Annotated in this window: 16 protein-coding genes; 6 read left to right on the top strand and 10 right to left on the bottom strand. The window is 59.7% G+C overall.

Annotated elements, in window-relative coordinates:
• Positions 1-103 precede the first annotated feature (103 nt).
• Genes KGA96_RS15175 through KGA96_RS15160 form a run of 4 tightly spaced genes read right to left on the bottom strand, consistent with a single transcriptional unit; the run spans position 104 to position 3,533 of the window.
• Entirely contained in the window at positions 104-646 is a 543-nt protein-coding gene (locus tag KGA96_RS15175) for an aromatic-ring-hydroxylating dioxygenase subunit beta (RefSeq protein WP_046037997.1), read from the bottom strand.
• Positions 646-1,935 carry an aromatic ring-hydroxylating dioxygenase subunit alpha gene (locus KGA96_RS15170; RefSeq protein ID WP_046037995.1) on the bottom strand — a complete coding sequence of 430 codons (1,290 nt, stop codon included), beginning with the start codon at positions 1,933-1,935 and terminating at the stop codon, positions 646-648. Before KGA96_RS15170 ends, KGA96_RS15175 begins: the two co-directional genes overlap by 1 nt.
• On the bottom strand, positions 1,928-3,220 hold the full coding sequence (locus KGA96_RS15165; protein WP_046037993.1) for an NAD(P)/FAD-dependent oxidoreductase: 1,293 nt from the start codon (positions 3,218-3,220) through the stop codon (positions 1,928-1,930). Before KGA96_RS15165 ends, KGA96_RS15170 begins: the two co-directional genes overlap by 8 nt.
• A gap of 4 nt (positions 3,221-3,224) precedes the next feature.
• A complete protein-coding gene (locus tag KGA96_RS15160; protein WP_223464791.1) occupies positions 3,225-3,533 on the bottom strand; it encodes a non-heme iron oxygenase ferredoxin subunit in 309 nt (102 codons plus the stop codon).
• A gap of 349 nt (positions 3,534-3,882) precedes the next feature.
• Between KGA96_RS15160 and KGA96_RS15155 the strand changes: the two genes are divergently transcribed.
• From KGA96_RS15155 to KGA96_RS15135, 5 genes are read left to right on the top strand one after another with little or no spacing between them, the layout of a single operon-like run.
• Complete coding sequence (locus tag KGA96_RS15155) at positions 3,883-6,267, top strand: xanthine dehydrogenase family protein molybdopterin-binding subunit (RefSeq protein WP_223464790.1); 2,385 nt, start codon at positions 3,883-3,885, stop codon at positions 6,265-6,267.
• The gene (locus KGA96_RS15150) at positions 6,264-7,106 is read left to right on the top strand and encodes an FAD binding domain-containing protein (protein ID WP_046037986.1); all 843 of its coding nucleotides are present in this window, start codon (positions 6,264-6,266) and stop codon (positions 7,104-7,106) included. The genes KGA96_RS15155 and KGA96_RS15150 overlap by 4 nt, the downstream gene beginning before the upstream one ends.
• Positions 7,103-8,299: a xanthine dehydrogenase family Fe-S subunit gene (locus KGA96_RS15145; protein ID WP_046037984.1), complete on the top strand. Its 1,197-nt coding sequence runs from the start codon at positions 7,103-7,105 to the stop codon at positions 8,297-8,299. Before KGA96_RS15150 ends, KGA96_RS15145 begins: the two co-directional genes overlap by 4 nt.
• Positions 8,296-9,909 carry an MFS transporter gene (locus KGA96_RS15140; protein WP_046037983.1) on the top strand — a complete coding sequence of 538 codons (1,614 nt, stop codon included), beginning with the start codon at positions 8,296-8,298 and terminating at the stop codon, positions 9,907-9,909. Before KGA96_RS15145 ends, KGA96_RS15140 begins: the two co-directional genes overlap by 4 nt.
• A gap of 21 nt (positions 9,910-9,930) precedes the next feature.
• On the top strand, positions 9,931-11,124 hold the full coding sequence (locus KGA96_RS15135; protein ID WP_223513431.1) for an XdhC family protein: 1,194 nt from the start codon (positions 9,931-9,933) through the stop codon (positions 11,122-11,124).
• Between the two features lie 201 nt (positions 11,125-11,325).
• On the opposite strand, the gene KGA96_RS15130 is transcribed toward KGA96_RS15135, so the two are convergent.
• From KGA96_RS15130 to KGA96_RS15105, 6 genes are all read right to left on the bottom strand, one after another.
• Positions 11,326-12,618, bottom strand: a complete 1,293-nt coding sequence (locus KGA96_RS15130) for an OprD family porin (RefSeq protein WP_185754866.1) — start codon at positions 12,616-12,618, stop codon at positions 11,326-11,328.
• A gap of 206 nt (positions 12,619-12,824) precedes the next feature.
• Positions 12,825-14,141, bottom strand: a complete 1,317-nt coding sequence (locus tag KGA96_RS15125) for an MFS transporter (protein ID WP_046043567.1) — start codon at positions 14,139-14,141, stop codon at positions 12,825-12,827.
• A gap of 277 nt (positions 14,142-14,418) precedes the next feature.
• Complete coding sequence (locus tag KGA96_RS15120; RefSeq protein ID WP_046043569.1) at positions 14,419-15,051, bottom strand: N-carbamoylsarcosine amidohydrolase; 633 nt, start codon at positions 15,049-15,051, stop codon at positions 14,419-14,421.
• A gap of 9 nt (positions 15,052-15,060) precedes the next feature.
• Positions 15,061-15,816: an Asp/Glu racemase gene (locus tag KGA96_RS15115; RefSeq protein ID WP_046043570.1), complete on the bottom strand. Its 756-nt coding sequence runs from the start codon at positions 15,814-15,816 to the stop codon at positions 15,061-15,063.
• A 30-nt stretch (positions 15,817-15,846) separates the two neighbouring features.
• A complete protein-coding gene (locus KGA96_RS15110) occupies positions 15,847-16,665 on the bottom strand; it encodes an alpha/beta fold hydrolase (protein WP_223513430.1) in 819 nt (272 codons plus the stop codon).
• Positions 16,662-17,810 carry an FAD-dependent monooxygenase gene (locus KGA96_RS15105; protein WP_046043572.1) on the bottom strand — a complete coding sequence of 383 codons (1,149 nt, stop codon included), beginning with the start codon at positions 17,808-17,810 and terminating at the stop codon, positions 16,662-16,664. The genes KGA96_RS15110 and KGA96_RS15105 overlap by 4 nt, the downstream gene beginning before the upstream one ends.
• A gap of 346 nt (positions 17,811-18,156) precedes the next feature.
• Here KGA96_RS15105 and KGA96_RS15100 point away from each other — a divergent pair, with 346 nt between their 5' ends.
• A complete protein-coding gene (locus KGA96_RS15100) occupies positions 18,157-19,209 on the top strand; it encodes a 2,5-dihydroxypyridine 5,6-dioxygenase (protein WP_046043574.1) in 1,053 nt (350 codons plus the stop codon).
• Positions 19,210-19,263 lie beyond the last annotated feature (54 nt).

Raw genomic sequence — 19,263 nt, 5'->3', positions numbered from 1 at the left:
GCTTGCTCCGGGCGGCGTTCCGACGATGGACGTTAACGATGACGAGGGCTGCCGGGATGAACGCGGTGCCCTCGAGTTTTTCGCGAGCAAGCTCGCTCCTACATTACAGTGGGTACACCAAGTCGTTGGCGATCAGAGTGCTGTCATAAATCACCTGACGCTCCAGCAGTAGCAGCTCGCCGTCGACTCGCTGGAAACGGTCGTGGTAGGTGCCGGCCATGTGAGTCGTTGTCGGGCCTTCCACCAGTGTCTGCAGCAGTATGAAGTTGGCCTGGGCGGTGATAATGCCGCTGCTTGATTCATCGATCACGCGGGTATTGCCCAGCAGGTGCAGGTGATAGCGTGGTGCGAACATTTGCGTGCGAGAGATGGCCACCGCGCGGTCATGCATCATGTTACGGCCCTCGGCGTAGATCAGGCCGACGGGCATGCCCATCTCGGCGTTTTCCCTTGACGTCACGCGATACAACGCATCGCTGGTGAAGAAATTCGGCCACTGCTCGACCAGGCCGTCGTCCAGCACGGCACAGTAGTCGGCATTGAAGGTCTCGATCTCCAGTCGCAGGCGCAGGGCCGTGGCCCGGTCAAGCCGGCAGGGGCGATAAAGGGGGTAGGGGCGGTTCAGTTCGTTGGCGAAGGCGTTCATTACAGCTCCATGATTTCGCGGTAGTGGCGGTAGAGGGCGCGGATCGCGGCTTCTGAAATAAGGGAGTTGGTGGTACCCACCTGACCGTGGTCAAGTTTGAGGATGTTGACGTCACTGCTGGAGCGGCGCAGCCCTTCCTGGACGTACTTCATCGCTTCATTATCTTCCAGGCCGAGGAATCCGGCAGGGCCCATCAGGTTGCCTTGGCGCAATCGATGGCGCGTCATCTCCTCGGTGTCGTCTTCATAGCCGAACATCGTCCATTGCATGATCATGCTGTTCGGGCCGTTAGGTACGATCTGCCGTACGCCCAGGGTGTTCATTTCCCGCTGCACGATCAGGTTCGGCCAGATGGTCTGCATGGTCACTGACCATGGCGAGTCGGATTCCTTGATGTAATCCAGGAAGCGCTCGTCGAGCAGGCGCATGCCCTCATGGTAGGAGCGCATTTCGGCCTTGTTGGCATCGCTGACGGCTGCGTATTTGTCTTCACTCTTGGCCGAGGCCATGGTGCCGTGACGGCCGTGAACCGGGTCGGCAATCATGGCGGACTTGTTGCCTGCCACCAACAGACCGAAGACCACCAGAAAGGAATGCAACAAGGTGGCGTGGTAAGGGTCTTTCAGGTTTTCGTGGTACATCTTCCAGTTGCAGGGCAACTCGTTGCGGTAGTAACCGAGTACTTTGAGTTTGCGGCCATCGAAAACCTTGCCCATATCTTCGATGATTTCCGGCGTCAGGTATTCTTCGATGGGTTCGACATCGGCGTGGTAGGAGGCAAAGACGACACCGTTCCAGGTGGTGACGTGGAGCTTTTTCAGGCCGTGGTCTTCGTTGCGAAAATCCTTGGGCATGCCGCCCTGTCGATTCACGCCACGCTTGAATGGCACGCCCTGCAGGTTGCCCTTGAGGTCGTAGGACCACTGATGGTACGGGCAGACAAACTCTTTGGCATTGCCTTGACTGTGTCGGCAGAACTCCGCACCACGGTGCGCGCAACGGTTCTCGAAGACATTGACCGAGCCGTCCTCTGCCCGTGCCACCACCACAGGGGTCGGGCCAACGAAGGAGCGCTTGTAGTCCCCGGTGTTGGGGAGCTCGGCTTCCAGTGCGACAAAGTTCCAAGTGCGGCCGTGGAAGATGCGTTCGACTTCACGATCATAGACGGCATGGCTGGTGTAGACCCAGTCGGGGATATAGTGAAGGTCATCGTTAGGCCACTTACAATCGGCCAGGGCCAGGTCCTTGTTGCCCCCGGTGCGGGCAATGACATCTTGCGAGTTATACATGGAGCGGCTCCTGAGCTGGGGCTGGATAGGTGGACTGGTTCGAGGTCTTGAATTGTTTTTCCAGCTGCCTGAGCGGCTGGTTGATGTCTGCCAGTGCCTCTGCAGAGCACGCGATGCCAGCCTCCATGAGGCTCTTGAGCGGGCGTAACTCGCCGCCTGCGTTGGCACACACCACATGCCTGAGTTGACCGTTGCGCAGGCCAAAGCTCACCCATTTCGGTGCCTCGGGAGTCGTGCTCAGGGTGCGTTGGACATAGGTCAGGTCTGGTTCGGGAAGCCCGAGCATCTGCAGGTTGCAATCGAATTGATCACTCCAGAACCAGGGCAGCGGGGTGGGGCTGTCGTCCTCTCCCAGCATGGCGGCCGCAGCGATGCGTGCCTGCTCGTTGGCGTACTGCCAGGACTCAAGGCGCATGGGTTGACCGCAGTGAGCGACCTTCTGGGTGGCACAGTCGCCCGCGGCATAAATGCCGCCGATGCTGGTGGCGCATTGGGGGTCTACGGCGATGCCACCGTCGTTAGCCATCTCCAGGCCAATGGCTTTGGCCAGTGTTGTCTCAGGTTGCATGCCAGCGGCGACCAGAATAGTGCTGGGTGTAATGTCGGTACCGTCGCTCAAGCGGTATACGCCTGGCTCGCCAGGGTGCTGCTGATCGATGCTGGTTGCCAGGCGCAAATCCACGCCGTAGTGACGCGCACGCGCCGCCAGCCAGATCGAGATTTCGCAGGGCAGTGCCCGTTTGAGCAAATGCTCCCCGGCTTCCAGTTGAGTCACCTCCATACCCAGAGAACGAGCGGTAGAGGCGACCTCCAGGCCAAGGAAGCCGGCGCCGACAATTAACAGTCGACCTTGAGACTCCTGGAGGGTCTGGCGGAGTTTGAAGGCGTCGTCGGCCGTTCTCAGATAATGGACATTGGCCATCGTTCGCGGGAATTTTTCCAGAATGCGCGGCTGTCCACCGGTCGCCAGCAGGCAGCGATCCCACTCGATCAGGGTACCATCGTCCAGCAAAGCCGTACGCTTGAGTGGGTCCAGTGACTGGACCGCGGTCCCCAAGTGCAGCTCGATTTCATGTTCGCGATAAAAGTCGGTTTTGTGCAGGCCGCTGACCGTTTGCGTGGACTCTGTCAGCACCGATTTGGACAAAGGGGGGCGCTCGTAGGGCGGATGAGACTCTCGGCCCACCAGCACAATCCGTCCACTGAAACCACGCTGGCGCAATGAGGCGGCGGCCATGGCGCCGCATTGACCGGCACCGACGATAAGAATGCGTTCAATGGTCATGGCGTTAACCCAGGTTCACGAGTACAGCGTCACCTTCGACCTTTACGGCGTAGGTTTTCAGGGATTCGGTGGCGGGCGCGCATTGGGCCGCGCCGGTGCGTACATCGAATGTCGCCTGATGCAGCGGGCATTCGATGCAGCCATCCTCCAGATAGCCCTCCGAGAGCAAGGCATGCTGGTGGGTGCAAATGTTGTCTGTTGCAAAAAACTCCCCATCGCAGCGATACAGCGCCAGGTGTGCTTCGGGTAGTTTGAAGGCCATTACCTGGTCGTCCTGAAGGACGTCCACCGTTGTTATTTTTATCCAGTTCATTAGGTTGTCCATTGTCAGTATGCCCACAAATAATATTCAGTGTACTGACTAATATGTCAAATGATTTGAGCCCCGGATCGACATCCTCATTGAGCCCGTGAACGGAAGAAACGCCCGTCTGTGAATTTTTAGCGGCTAGTCGTTGACGTGGCTGGGGGGATGATTATTATGTAAGTGTACTGATTAAATTCATACGTTAGCTGACGAAATTATAAAAACAGCCTTAAAGGACACTGATCATGCAGCTTCGCCGTTTCCTGAAAAATCTGGGTGCCGAGTGTCAGTGCCCCCGTCATTTCGTGGCGCATGCCGACCGGTTGAACATCGGAAACTCAGGGGGCCGTAAGGTATGAGCGAAGTGAACGAGTACCCTGGCAAATCGGGTCAGGGTGTGGGCGCCCGAGTGAGGCGCAAGGAAGATGAACGGCACCTGCACGGTCGCGGGAAGTTTGTTGCCGACTACCACATGCCAGGACTTCGGGAAGTGGCCTTTCTGCGCAGCCCTCTGGCCCATGCCCGGATCACCTCGATAGACGTACCGCCAGCCCTGAAGGGCCAGGCATTCGTGCGCGCAGACATGATCAGTGCCAGCGACATCGTTGCCGACTCGACGCTCCCTACTTATCAACCCTCTGTCCAGCCGCCGCTGGCCAGTGGCAAGGTGCGGTTTGTGGGCGAGCCCGTGGTAATGACCTGCGCGGCGACCCGTGCCGAGGCCGAAGACCTGGTGGAACAGGTGATGGTCGATTACGAAGACCTGCCCGTGTACGCCGACGCTGCCAGCAGCGTCGCTGCTACAGGTGACTTCATCCATGACAACTGGCACGACAACCGCTTCGTCACCTTGTATGCCGACAAGGCATTTACCGAGCGTGCGGCGGCGGCGAGCGTGACGGTCACGCGCCGAATGAAGCTGGCACGTCAATGCATGGTGCCGATGGAGGGCAAGGCGGTTCTGGCTTACTGGGATCACAGCCTGGATCAACTGGTGGTCGTCACTGCCACCCAGGTGCCGCACATGATTCGCACCATCCTGGCCCAGTGCCTGAAGCTGGATCAGGGGCAGGTGCGGGTCATCTCGCCGGATGTCGGCGGTGCCTTTGGCTACAAATGCGTGTTGCAGCAGGAAGAGCTATGTATCGCCTGGCTGGCCATGACCTTCAAGCAGCCGTTCCGTTTTATCGAAGATCGCCGGGAGCACCTCACGGCGGGGGCCAATAGTCGCGAGCATGAATATGTCATGACCGCTCATGCGGATGCCAAGGGGCGGGTGTTGGCGCTCGATGCCAAGATCGTCATCGATGGCGGTGCGTATTCGGTCTGGCCGTTCACTATCGGTCTGGAGCCGGGCCAGGCGGTTGGCAATTTGCCAGGCCCCTATGCCTTTCAGGGTTACCGCTGCGTCACCGAATGCGTGGCAACCAACAAACCAGGCTTTGTTCCTTACCGCGGGGTGGCTCGTACCGGTGTCTGCTTCGCCATGGAGCTGACCATGGATGCGGTGGCTCGAGCCGTCGGGCGCGATCCCCTGGACGTGCGCCTGGACAACCTGGTGCGTCCTGAGCAAATGCCCTTCATCAACGTCGCCAACAAGCATCTCGACAGTGGTGACTATCCGGCCAGCCTGCGCAAGGCTGCCGAGCTGATCGATGCGTCGGCGATTCGTGAGCGCCAGCGTCTGGGCGAAGCGGACGGTCGCCGCATCGGTCTTGGCTACGCAACCTACACCGAGCAGTCGGCCCACGGTACTTCGGTGTTCGCGACCTGGGGTACGCCTGTCATACCCGGCCACGAGCAGGCGACTGTGCGCATGACGCCGGATGGCGGTCTTGAAGTGCGGGTAGGCGTGCATTCCCACGGTCAGGGCATGGAAACAAGCTTCGCCCAGGTGGCCCACGAGGTACTGGGGATCGATATTGCAAGGATCAAAGTGCTGCATGGCGACACGGGACAGACACCGTTCTCTACCGGTACCTATGCGTCGCGGTCGATGGTTATGGCGGGAGGCGCCATCGCGCGCGCCTGTCGTGAGTTGTTACCGCGCCTGACCCATATAGGCGCTTTTTTGCTGGGGGTGCCCGATGCGCAGGTCAAGCTGCAGGGCGGCAGGGTGGTGTGTGATCAAGGCTCGGTGTCGCTGGATGACGTAGGGGCGGCCTGGTACATCAGGCCCCACACGCTACCGGCTGACGTTAACCCTGCCGGGCTGGAAGTCACCACGGGATTCAAGCCAGCCGTCGATACCGGTGCCTTTACTTACGCCACTCATGCGGTACTCGTTGCCGTCGACACCGACAGCGGTGAGGTCGAAATCCTTGACTACGTGGTGGTCGAGGATTGCGGCACGATGATCAACCCCATGTTGGTCGAGGGGCAGACCTATGGCGGGATCGCCCAGGGTATCGGCACGGCCATGTACGAAGAAACGCCTTATGACGTCAATGGTCAGCCATTGGCTTCGACGCTGGCGGACTACATCCTGCCAGGTCCAACCGAAGTACCCAGATTGCGGATTCACCACATGGAGACGCCATCGCCTCATACCGAATTTGGCGCCAAAGGCATGGGGGAGGGTGGTGCTATCGCCCCGCCTGCCGCCATCTTCAATGCGGTCAATGATGCCCTCGCGGATCTTGGTGTTGAGGTCGCCGAAACCCCATTGACGCCGCGCCGCCTGCTACAGGCGCTGGCCAATGCCCGGGCAGCAAGCAACAAGCAGGAGGTGGCCGCATGAAAGCCGTTGCGTTCGATTATCTACGCCCCGCAACCCTGTCGGCCGGGCTGCAGGCATTGGCCGATCAGTCCGCGGGTATCGTCAAGGTCATGGGCGGCAGTCAGTCGCTGGGCCCCATGCTCAACCTGCGTCTGGCACGTCCGAACAAGGTGGTGGATGTCAGCGGGTTTACCGAGATGCAACAGGTGAGCGAGGACGGCGAGTGGCTGCTGGTCGGCGCAGCGATTACTCACTCGCAGATTGAAGATGGCGTGTTCGCCGCACTGCGTGGAACCTTGCTTGCCGAAGTGGCTCCTCAGATCGCCTACAGGGCTATTCGCAACCGCGGAACCCTCGGCGGCAGCCTGGCCCATGCAGACCCGGCGGCTGACTGGGTGTTGGTGGCTTTTACCCTGGGCGCCGAAGTGGAGTTGCGTAGTGTTCGCGCAAAACGTCGGTTGAGCATGGCCGAGTTCATGCTCGGTGCCTATACCACGGTGCTGGCTGAAGATGAGCTGATTACCGGGCTGCGCATTCCGCGTCTGGGGCCGCGTGCCACCTGGGCCTATCACAAACTTTGCCGAAAAACCGGCGAGTTCGCCGAAGCCAGTTGCGCGGCGGTGTTTGACCCGGACCGTGGCCTGGCCAGGATTGTCCTCGGCGCGCTGGATGGCCCACCTTCACTGCTTGGGGAGTTATCGGTGGCGGTCGCCCGACAGGGAGCTGCAGCACTTGAACCTGCCGCGTTGGCAAAAGCCGTGGCAAGCGTGACACCCGGTAAAGACGCAGTAGACCGACAACAAAGCCTCACCGCCTTGCGCCGGTGTCTCGATTCAATATTCAAGGAACCTCGGGTATGACTTCTGTACGTATCAACGTCAACGGTAATCTGCTCGAGCGTGAGGTCGCGCCGAGAATGCACCTGGGCGACTTCGTACGCGAAGAGGGTCGATTTACCGGCACTCACCTGGGTTGCGAACATGGCGTGTGTGGTGCTTGCACGGTATTGCTCGACGGCCAGCCGGTACGTTCGTGCACGACATTCGCGGTGGCCTGTGAAGGCCGGCAGGTGACAACTGTCGAGGGCTTTGAGCAAGACCCGGTGATGGCGCTCCTGCGTGAGGCGTTCTCCGAACATCATGCCTTGCAGTGTGGTTACTGCACGCCGGGTATGTTGACCACTGCCCGCGACATTGTGCTGCGCTTGCCCGAGGCCGATGAGCATCGGATTCGTGTCGAGCTGTCCGGCAACATCTGTCGTTGTACGGGCTACATGGGCATCGTCGAAGCCATTCGCAGCGTCCTTGCGCAGTTACGTGAACAGCCCGATCCAGTGATCGAGTCCGCCCGTGCACAGGCCCTGGCGGGCCATGGCGTTGCGATACCAACCAGTGGCGGGTCTTTCGCTTCTTTTACCGCCGAGCACAGCGCGCAGACACCTGCTGTCGAGCCTTCCACCAGCCCTGCGCCAGAACCCTCGAGCGAGCGTGCGCCTGCTGGAATCAAGGGCGGAACCCGGATGGATGGACGCTTCAGTGTCGGCTATCCGCCAGAACAGGTCTGGGCTTTCATGGCCGACCTGGAAGCGGTTGCCGGATGTCTTCCCGGTGCCAACCTGGAAGAAAACGACGGCGAGCGGGTCAAGGGCTTCATTGCCATCAAGTTCGGCCCGATGGCTGCCAAATTCGCCGGGGCGGCACGCTTGACGCGTAACGAGGAACAGCGTTCGGGCATGCTCAAGGGAGGAGGCCAAGACACCATCAGTCAATCGCGGGCCAATGGCGAGATTACCTACCGGGTGTTGTCCGATAACGCTTGGGCCACGCTGGTCGAAGTCGAAATGCTCTACTCGTTGCAAGGGCCTTTGGCGCAATTTTCGCGCTCGGGCCTGGTGAAGGACTTCGTGGCCCGGATGATTCTTGACTTCGGTCGCAACGTCGAACGACGTATGGATCCCAATGCCAAGCCATCGACGCAACCGGCCAAATTGAATGTCTTTGCCTTGGGGATGAGCATCATCTGGAATCGCATCAAAGGCTGGTTCGGCCGATGAACAATGCGACCCATGCTACGGTTTCGCAGGCGCGCGGCATGACCCGTGAAGAGCGCAAGGTCATTCTTGCCTCTTCCTTCGGGGCATTGCTTGAATGGTATGACTTCTACATTTATGCGGCGTTGGCCGGCTACTTCAGCGTGCTGTTTTTTCCTCCCGGAAACGCCACGACGGCGTTTCTCGCCAGCCTGGCAACCTTCGGTGCGGGCTTTCTGGTTCGCCCGTTGGGGGCTTTGCTGTTCGGGCAGATGGGTGACCGCCTGGGGCGTAAACGTACGTTCATGGTCACCATCATACTGATGGGGGTGGCCACCGTCGGCATCGGTTTGCTGCCGAGCTTTGAGCACATCGGTATCACCGCGACTATCTGCCTGGTGCTGTTGCGGTTGTTGCAAGGACTGGCCTTGGGGGGAGAAGTCGGCGGCGCGGTGACGTACGTTGCCGAGCATTCGCCCATGGCTCGTCGGGGGTTGTACACCAGCAGTCTGCAAATTACCGCAGGGGTTGGGTTGTTGCTGTCGCTGGCGGTGGTCTACAGCCTCAAGGGGTTTATCAATGAAGAGGATTTTCGCGCGTGGGGCTGGCGCTTGCCCTTTGTGTTGTCATTGGTGCTGTTGGCTATCTCGGTCTATGTGCGTGGCAAACTTGAGGAGTCGCCTACGTTCCAGCGCATGAAAGCCACTGGCCGTACTTCCCGCTCGCCGATCCGCGAGAGCTTCCTGCGCTGGAGTAACCTGCGCCTGGTGTTGATGCTGTTTTGTGTGGCCGCCGCACTGGGGGCGATTTTCGGCACCGGGCATTTCTACTCGATGTTCTTTCTCAATCGCACGCTCAAGTTGCCACTTGAGACCGTCCATTTGATTCTGGCCTGCGTGTTGTTATGCGCGACCCCGCTCTACCTGTTCTTTGGCTGGCTGTCTGATCGCTGGGGGCGCAAGCCTATTCTGGTGGCGGCTTGCCTGCTGGCAGCCCTGACCACTTATCCCATTTTCAAAGGCCTGACCCATTACGCCAATCCGGCCCTGGAGACCTTTCTGGAAACACCCATCAGTGTTGCTGCCGATGGCTGTGAGTTTCGCTTGTTCTCTGCACCCGTCAGCGCCTGCGATCGCACCCGCAGTTACCTGACCGATCAAGGGGTAGGTTATCGGGCTCAATCCGCCGAGGTCACCGGGACGGTCATCGTGACCATCGGCCAGCAACGGCTGGTAGACCCTGGCGCTGAGGATCTGCATCGGGCATTGGTGAGCGCTGGCTGGCCGGCGACCGCGGACCCGGCGCAGATCAACAGGCCGATGCTGTTCGTGTTGATGCTCTTGCTGGTGGTTTATCTGGCGATGATCTATGGGCCGATGGCGGCGTTCATGGTCGAGCTGTTTCCCGCGCGCATCCGCTATACCTCGCTCTCACTGCCGTTCCATCTGGGCGCGGGCTGGATTGGCGGCATGTTGCCATTTATCGTTTCGGCCCTGAACGTGGCCTATGGCGATCCTTACTTTGGCCTGTGGTTTCCCGTATCGATCATTGCATTCGGGTTGTGGGTGACGTTGGTTTTTGCACCGGAAACGCGGGGCCGATCCCTTGAAGACGATGGCGCAGCCATCCACTGAACATGACCTTGGAGAGTGGCAATGTCTGATTTGTACGCCTTGCTCGATGCAGTGGATCAAGCCAGCAGTGCAAAGATCGATGCTGTACTGGCCACGGTCGTCAAGGTCGAGGGCTCGGCCTATCGGCGTCCGGGTGCGAGGATGCTGATTCCACTGTTTGGCCAGACAGTCGGAACTATAAGCGGCGGTTGTCTGGAACAGGAGTTGGCCAGGAAGGCCTGGTGGTTGACCGAGTCCGGTGGGGCAGTGGTTCGTCGTTACAGCACGGCAGCCCAGGAAGAGGAGGACGCCGATGATGAAGACGCGGCGCTGACGTTTGGCCTGGGCTGCAACGGTACCGTGCATGTACTCCTGGAACGGCATGATGCCGGCAAGCGGAGTCTGTTGCTCGATGTGCTGCAACGGGTGAAGGCCACCGGTCAACCGGCAGCACTGGCGACCGTCATAGCCGCGGGCCGAACAGCCCGTGTGCGAGTCGGTGCTCGAATGGGACTGAACGCCTTTATGAACGCGTGTGAGGGCATCCGCTGCCAAGCGCTTCAACACGCCCTGCAGGGTGATTTGCGCAGTACCCTTGCGCGCAGGAAGTCTCAGTTGATGATTTACGGAAGCGGTGCCGATGAAGTCGAGGTCTTTCTCGAATACATCGCGCCACAACGCCGACTGATGATCTTTGGCGCGGGTCATGACGCCCAGCCTTTGGTGCGGTTCGCCAGGGATTTGAACTGGCATGTAACGGTGGTGGACGGGCGTGCGCACTTTGCTCGCCCGGAACGGTTCCCTGGAGCAAGCCAGGTCATTGTTGCACCTATCCACGAGCCTTTTAACTTATCCAGCGCTGTCGACGGAGCCGCGGTGGTGGTCATGACCCATAGCTTCCGACAGGATCGGCATTGGCTGGAAAACGTTCTGCAATGTTCACCTGCCTATGTCGGGCAGTTGGGCCCTCGAGAGCGAACAGAACGACTGCTCGATGAGATGGGCGCCTTGGCCCGTTTGCCAGAAAGCCTGACCAGGCTTCACTATCCGATCGGTCTGGATCTGGGGGGCGATACCCCGGCGAGCGTGGCCTTGGCCATAGTTGGCGAGATCACGGCCTACCTCAATGAACGCAGTGGCGGGATGCTGAAATACCGCAAGACCACCATTCACCAAGCTTGTGAGCCAGCCCACTCTCCAGCGGTGGGCGGCCTGCAGGCGAAAATGGAAGCGTAGCGTCTGCCCGAAGCGTGCTACTGATTTATGTTGGGTCCTTGCGTAGTGGCGCCTCAACCGCCGGTTCACCACGGGGTGATCTTCCCGTGGGTGATGATGCTCGCTGAGGCTCTGCTTCGCCACGTCGGCTCCAGGGCACCGTCGCTGATGGTGCCCAGGTTCTTGGCTTACTCTGCCTGAAAGTTCCGGCGGGTACGGCTATCAGAAAAGGCTGATGTTGTAGCTGAGGATCAGCCGGTTCTCATCAATATCGCTACGGTAGTTGGAGCGCGCAGTAACGTTGCGGATGCGGATACCCACTCCACGCAGCACTCCACTCTGGACAGCGTAGCCAATATCCAGATCGCGCTCCCAGTCCTGACCTTCAAACCCCCGCCCAGTGGTGACGTTGTCTCCAGTCACGTAGCGCAGAGTGGTGGTCAGACCGGGAATGCCGAGGGCGACGAAGTCGTAGTCGTGCCGGACTTGCCAGGAGCGTTCATCCGGTGCGGCGAACTCGTAGGTAGGCAGGGTATTGCCAAGCGGGTTGGTGTTGGCGCCAACCTGGATGAAACCATCGTCACCGCCGATCTGCTGGTAGCCCAGGTAGAAGGTATGGCCGCCGCGCTTCGCCGACAACAGGTTGAACAGTGCATGGTTATCGAGCTTGCCGGCGATGCTCCGGCCGTCGTCGCGGGCATCGAAGTAGCCGACACTTATGCCTAGCGTCCAGTCACCTACTGGCTCGGCGTGCTTGAAGCTGTAGTAACGCTGCTGGTAGATGTCTTCCAGTTGCGCCTGCCAGAGACCGACGCTGGTGCGATTGGAGTTGAAACTGTAGTCGGCACCCAGATAATTGAAGCGGTCGCTGGTGAATTTGGCGATACGCGCCGGGTTGATCGGGTCATTGATCAGCGCATACATCTCCTGGGTGTTACTCGAGTCGCGCAGGCTAGTGGAGTGCAGCTGGCCAGCGTTTACGGTCAGTCCGGACAATTCGTTGGAAACCAGAGAAGCGCCCTGGTAGGTCGGCGGCAGCAGGCGCAGATCGCTGTAGACCAGTACCGGCAGGTTGGGCCGCAGCTCACCAACCTTCAGCTCAGTGCTGGAGACCTTGAGTTTCATCGCCGCACCCAGGCGGCCGTACTCGTCGGCGGATCTGCCGTCGTCGTGTGTCGGCAGCAGTCCGGTCCTGGCCCGGCTCGGGCTGCTGTCGAGCTTGACACCGTAGAGGCCGAGCACGTCCACGCCGACACCGATACTGCCCTGTGTGTAGCCTGAGCGGGCATCAAGGATAAAGCCCTGGGCCCACTCCTCGACCCTGGATTGCTTGTTGGGGCCGACGATGTCCGAGAAGTCGCGGCTGAAGTAGTAGTTGCGCAGTTGCACGTTGGCCGTCGCGCCTTCGATGAAGCCTGTTTCTTCGGCGAGCAGGTGCGGAGCCAGGCCGAGTGTCAGGCAGCCGCCTAGGGCGCCGCTGATTGCATGGGTTTTGCGCAGTGCTGGAGTGTGCATGCTGTTGATACTCCGGAATCAGGGCATAGCGTCTCCCGTCAGACGAAGCCAAGGCTTGTCCGCAAGGAGGGCTTGAACATGGGGTTGGCCGGCGGCTCGCGGCCCGGGCTCGATCTGCACCACGTCGGTGGGATCAGTCGCAAGGGGGCCGTATGAGACCCCCTTGCGACTTACGCCAGGACACGCAGTCGCCTGGCTTACGTGTCTTAGCGATTGACCAGCTTGGCCGGTAGGGCGATCACCAGCAGGCTGCTGAGGATCAAGCAACCGGCGAAGAACCACAGTGCTCCGGCACCGCTGCCGGTCAGGTCGATGGCGATACCCATCAAGGAGTTGCTGACCAGGCCGGCGATGTTCGCCAGCGAGCAGGCCAAGGCGAAGCCGGTGGCGGCCGCACGGCCTTTGAGAAAGGTCGCTGGCAGGCTGAAGAACACCGGTACTGCACCGATGATGGCCGCCGACGCGATAGCAAACAGCGCCACCGTGGCAAATACGTTATCGGTGAAGAAGGTGCTGCTGGCCATGGCCACCGAGCCGATCAGGAAGGGGACAATGATGTGCCAGCGGCGTTCGCGATGACGGTCCGAACTGGCGCCGATCAGCAGCATGCCGATCAGGGCGGCAGCGCTGGGCAGGGCAGTCAACAGGCCGATATGGAAGTTGTCTGCCACCCCCGCGTTGCGAATGAAGGTCGGCATCCAGAAGCCCATGGCGTAGGCACTGAGCAGGATCGAGAAGTCGATACCGCCGAGCATCCACACTTTCAGGTTGAAGAAACCGTCACGGAAACTGTGCTTGCTGTCTTTGCCCTCGACGTCGTCCAGGCGCAGTTCGCTTTCCAGCAGTGCTTTTTCATCGGCGTTCAGCCATTTGGCGCAGTGATGATTGTTTGGCAGGGCCCAGAACGTCAGGATGCCCAGCAGCACGCTAGGTACCGCCTCGATCAGGAACAGCCATTGCCAGCCGCGAAGACCGGCGGCGTGGTCGAAGTGACCCATGATCCAGCCGGACAAGGGCCCGCCGATCACGCTGGACAGCGGCATACCGATCATGAACAGGGCAATGATGCGCCCACGCCTGTAGGTCGGGAACCAGGTGGTCAGGTAGAACAGCACGCCAGGCAGGAAGCCGGCCTCCGCCGCGCCCAGCAGGAAGCGCAAGATGTAGAACTGCGTGGTAGAGGTGACCAGCATGGTGCAGGCCGAGAGCAGCCCCCAGGTGATCATGATCCGGGCGATCCAGATCTTCGCCCCGACTTTTTCCAGGGCCAGATTACTTGGGACCTCGAAAATGATATAGCCGACGAAAAACAGACCGGCGCCCAGGCCGAAAGCCGTTTCGCTGAATTGCAGCTGTTCGAGCATTTGCAGTTTGGCGAAGCCGACGTTAATCCGGTCCAGATAGGAGGCCAGATAGCAGAAGCAGAGGAACGGAATAAGCTTCCAGGTGATCTTGCGGTAAAGCGCCTGGACTGGGTCTACGACGGTGGTCGTAGTGGATGTACCTACATTTGCAGAGGGCATGGGTGTCTCCTGGCGGTGACTTTGTGATTGTTGTTTAGCCGCGGATCAATGCTTTGGTAGCACCGGTTGGCGGCTTCCAAAGGCAGTGTCAGAAGACTGGGCAGGGTTTGATGTCGACCCTTGCTCAGTATTTGGCGACCAGTGCTCTACGGCCTGGTTCTTACGGCAGATATCCATTTCTGCCGGTTATTCGGTAAAACCGTGAATCCATGAATCTGTGAAGGTTGCAGGCTTGCCCGCGAAGACGCTGTGTCAGCCGGGAAAACCAATGGTCGAATCACTTTCTGAAGTGTTCCATGGCCTCCTGCTTGCTCACCACATCGCCATACTTGCTATCAATGTCGAACAGGTTGGCTTCGTGGGGTGCGGAGTGGCGGTCGCCGACGCATTCGCGAACAACGATGGTCCGCAATCCATGCTGCACGGCATCCACCGCTGTCGCACGAATGCAGCCACTGGTCGAGCAGCCGGCCAGTACCACGGTGTCGATGCCTTGGGCGCGCAACATCGACGCCAGGCTGGTACCGAAAAACGAGCTGGCGTACTGCTTGCTGATTACCACTTCATCGGGGTTGGGCAGCACTGGCTCGCAGAAAGCAGCCAGTGGGTTGCCCTCGACCATGTCTTTCATGACGGGTGCTTTTTTGACCCACATGCCGCCGTCGGCAAAATGCCCTGGGTGGTAGCGAATGTTTGTATGCACGACCAGGATTTCATGTTGCCGGGCGCAGGCTAGCAGTTCGACGCTCTCGGCTACAGCGCTGACCACGCCTGGCGCGTACAGCGGTGCGCCTTCTTGGGTATAGCCCTGCATGAAATCGATCATCAACAGCGCAGGCTTATTGCCAAAGCCGATGCGCTGGCCCCACACGCCCTGATAGTTGGCGTCGGCACTTTGTTCTTGGCTCATGACACGCTCCTATTTATAAGCGCCAGACAGCAGCGCGCCCGCCCCCGGAACTATGGGCTCCAGGTCCAGTGCCTTGAGCATTGCGTAGGTGGTGGCGATGGCGGCGGTGAGTACCGGTTTGCCGGTTTGGGCCTCGACTTGTGAGACCACTCCCAGCGATTGCATCTGCACGCAGGCCGACAGGACGATCACATCCACGCCTTCAAGGTTCATGTCGCGCACAATGGCGGGCAGGTTGTCCGGGTTGTGGCGAGCGACTTCCAGGTTGTCGGGGATTTCCAGGGCGCGCCAATCCACCACCTCGAAGCCTTCCTCGCGGATGTAGTTGACCACCAGCTCGGTCAGCGGCTTCATGTAGGGCGCGACAATGGCGATGCGCTTGGCGCCCATGACCTTCAGGCCATCGATCAAGGCGCCGGCGCTGGTGATGACCGGTGCGTTACCGTCGTTGTCGGCGGTGGCCTGGCGCAGGCGTTTCTCGGACTGGCGATGGTAGCCCAGGCCCATGGCCATGATTGCGACCAGGCAGGCATAACCCAGTACATCGACCTTGGCGTCCGACAGCTCAATGGCACAGCGGTCGGACTCGCCGTCCATGGCCGCCAGTTCCTCCTTGCGCACTTGCTTCATGCGCATGCGGCTGGAGTGAAAGGTGAAGCGTTCGGGGCGGATCAATTGGCGTGCTGCCAGCATCGCCGGGATCTCGGTTTCCATGGTGGTGTTGGAACTCGGCACAATCTGGCCGATACGATAAGGCTTGATCACAAGCTGTCTCCTTTGCAACGTGCGTTGAATTCAGGTCAGGGGCTGGCCGAGAAAATTGCCAAACGCCGCGAAAAATCCTTCGAGGTCATCCCACGGAATCATGTGCCCGGCGTTTTCAACGTGAGCAATCTGGATCGCGGGTTGCAGGTCGCGAATTTCCGCTTCGTCCCCGGCCTGGATTACGCCGCCGCGACCGGCAACGATCAGCAGGGCAGGGACAGGCAGGTGCGGCAGATCTTGATGAAAGTCCACGTCATGAAAATCGTTGAAGGCGCGGACGATGGCAGGTGTGTAGCAGGTGTGCAGCCACTCGGCGCGTACTTGCAGTTGCTCCTCGGTCCAGGTCGGGCAGAAGGCGCGCATGGCGTCGGCGTCCATCCCGCTCAGTGATTGGCGGATCGAGTCCACGTACCACGACAGCTTGCTCGGGTACTCGCGCCGGCCGGGACCGGAGACGGGTGGATCGATCAGTACCAGGCTTTGCAGGCCCGCTGGATTGCGCACTGCGCTGCGCACGGCAAAGCGCGCGCCCATAGAGTGTCCCACCAAGTGATAGGCATTGATGCCCATGGCCTTGGCGAATGCGCCGATGTCATCGGCGCAGGCGTCGGTGCCGTAATCCAGTTCCGGTCCGGTGGAGGACAGGCCGCGGCCACGAGCGTCCAGTACGTAGGTATCGAAATGCTGACCCAGGCGCTCGGCGACAAACCCCCAGGTGATAGCCGGGCTGGTGATGCCGGGAATCAGCAACACTATCGGTTTGCCGGTGCTGCCCTGATCGCCATAACGCAGGTAGTGCTGGCGGATACCATTGGCTTGAACGTTGCCGCCCTGAATGAAGGTGCTCATGCGGCCACTTCCGATTTCAGTGGGTGGCCGTAGAGGTCATAACCGTAGACCCAGGCCGGATCTTCTTGTGTGCGCAGCCAGGTGTTGGCATTGGACACCGCCTGTACTCGCGAGGCGCGGTCCTTGCGGTTGGCTTCGTATAGCTTGAACGCGGTGCGGTAATCGGTGAGCCCGGTTTCCTGCAGGCAGCGGGTCAACATGGCGGCATCTTCGATGGCCATGCCCGCGCCTTGCGCCATGTGCGGTTTCATCGGGTGGCAGGCATCACCCAGCAACACCATCCGTCCACGGCTCCAGAGCGGCAGCGGGTTGCGATTGAGCAGCGGCCATTTGGTCACGCTTTCACTGGATTCGATCAACGCTTGAACGGTGGGGTGATAGCCCTGGAATGCGTCGTACATTTCGTCGCGGCTGCTATCGACAAAGCTGCCCTGGAAGTCCCAGGCCGGGTGCGGTACGCCGGTGACGTAGTAGTACTCATCGCGCTTGCTGGTGGTGTGGTAGACCATCATGTGACGATCTTCGCTCCACCACTTCACGCAGTTTTCAAAGTCCATGTTGTACTTGGCCAGCACCTCGCCGCGAATCAAGGCGCGATGCGCAACCCAGCCGCTGTACAGCGGTCTTTCCGCACCGAGCAACTCTTCGCGAATTCTGGAGTTGATGCCATCGGCGCCGATGACAATATCGACCTCTGTGGTGCTGCCGTCGCCGAAGTGCAGGCGCACCAGTTCATCGGTTTCCTCGATCCCGGTCAGGCGCTTGTTGAAGTGCACAGTGCCCGGCGCAATGGTCGACATTTGCAGTGCATGCAGGTCCCCGCGGTGCACGGTGATGTAAGCCGCGCCGTATTCCTTGCGAGCGAATTCACCCAAGGGGATGCGGGACAGATAGTCACCGCTGGCACCGTCGCGGCTGAACCAGAAGTCGGGGTGCGAACCCATGTCGCTCAGCTTCTGTTCAATGCCCATGCGACGGAAGATTTTCATGATGTTCGGGCCCATGTGAATGCCCGCACCAATACGGGAAAACTCTGGGGCCTGTTCATAGATATCGACCTCGAACCCGGCTTTCTGTAACAGCGTGGCAGCAGCAGCGCCACCTAGACCGGCGCCGACGATTGCGATTTTTTGTTTGTTTCGCATGGGGGCTTTTCCTTCGTTTTGAATATGTGGCTGGTGAGATCGGGTTGTCGTCTCGCCGCGATTTGAAGTGTATACGCTATTGTTTTTGAATTGGAAGAGCCCGTTTGAAAAATATAAAATCAGCAATAAACGGCGCGCGTAACGCTAAGTAACCATTATTTAGTGGGGTTGTGTTGCTTTGTAACGTTTCTGTTCTTCTCTTTAGACGTCCGTCAATTTAATGTTTTATCGTCAATAAATAGCGTATACACTTCAAATTCGCGCAGGTGCCAGGCTCGTCGCCTTGCTTTGGTGTACAGGGTGCGAGGCGTCGAACGAACTCAACAGGTTAAGAGGAAGACAAGAAATGCCGGTAAGCGATTGCGAACTGACCCAGATGTTTGAACACGTGTTGAAACTGTCGAAAGTGGACTCGACTCAAAGCGTCGCGGTACTGAAAAGCCACTACTCCGACTCGCGTACCGTGCGGGCGGCCATGGACGCCGCGCAGCGTCTTGGGGCCAAGGTCTATGCGGTCGAGTTGCCGTCATTCAATCACCCTATGGCCATGGGCAATGACATGACCGCTTACTGCGGCGACACCGCGCTGACCGGCAATATCGCCGCGCAACGGGCGCTGGAAGCAGCGGACCTTGTGGTCGACACCATGATGTTGCTGCACTCGCCGGAGCAGGAGCAGATCCTCAAGACCGGGACGCGCATACTGCTGGCAGTCGAACCACCGGAAGTGCTGGCGCGGATGCTGCCTACGCTGGCGGACAAAGAGCGGGTGATGGCTGCCGAGAAGCTGCTGAAGCAGGCGCGCTCGATCCACGTGAAGTCCAGGGCCGGCAGTGATTTCAAGGCGTTGCTCGGGCAATACCCTGCGGTCACCGAGTACGGTTTTGCCGATGAGCCGGGGCGTTGGGATCACTGGCCCAGCGGTTTTCTATTCTCCTGGCCGAACGAGGAAACCGCCGAGGGCGTACTGGTGATCGACGTCGGCGATATCCTGTTGCCGTTCAAGAATTACTCGCGAGAGAAGATCACCCTGGAAATCGAAAAGGGCTTCATTACCTCGATTCATGGTGGCTTCGAGGCCGAATACCTGCGCGATTACATGAAGTACTTCAACGACCCCGAGGTGTATGGCATCTCCCATATCGGCTGGGGTTTGCAGCCGCGTGCGCAGTGGACCGCCATGGGCTTGCATGACAAAAACGACGGCATGTGCATGGATGCCCGGGCGTTCTACGGCAACTTCCTGTTCTCCACCGGGCCCAATACCGAGGTTGGCGGTACCCGAAAAACCCCGTGCCACCTGGACATCCCGCTACGCCATTGCGATATCTACCTCGATGATCAGGCGGTGGTCCTGGGTGGTGATGTGGTAGCGCCGCAGGCATCTATCGCGCGGTGATATAAAAGAGGGGGGCGGGACAGTGACCCACCACGATTGAGTTACCTTGATCCC

Origin of the sequence: Pseudomonas sp. GL-R-26 (assembly GCF_019947365.1) — a bacterium.
GTDB lineage: Bacteria > Pseudomonadota > Gammaproteobacteria > Pseudomonadales > Pseudomonadaceae > Aquipseudomonas.
Note: the sequence above shows the minus strand (reverse complement) of the source record. Positions and strands in the feature narration are given on the sequence as shown.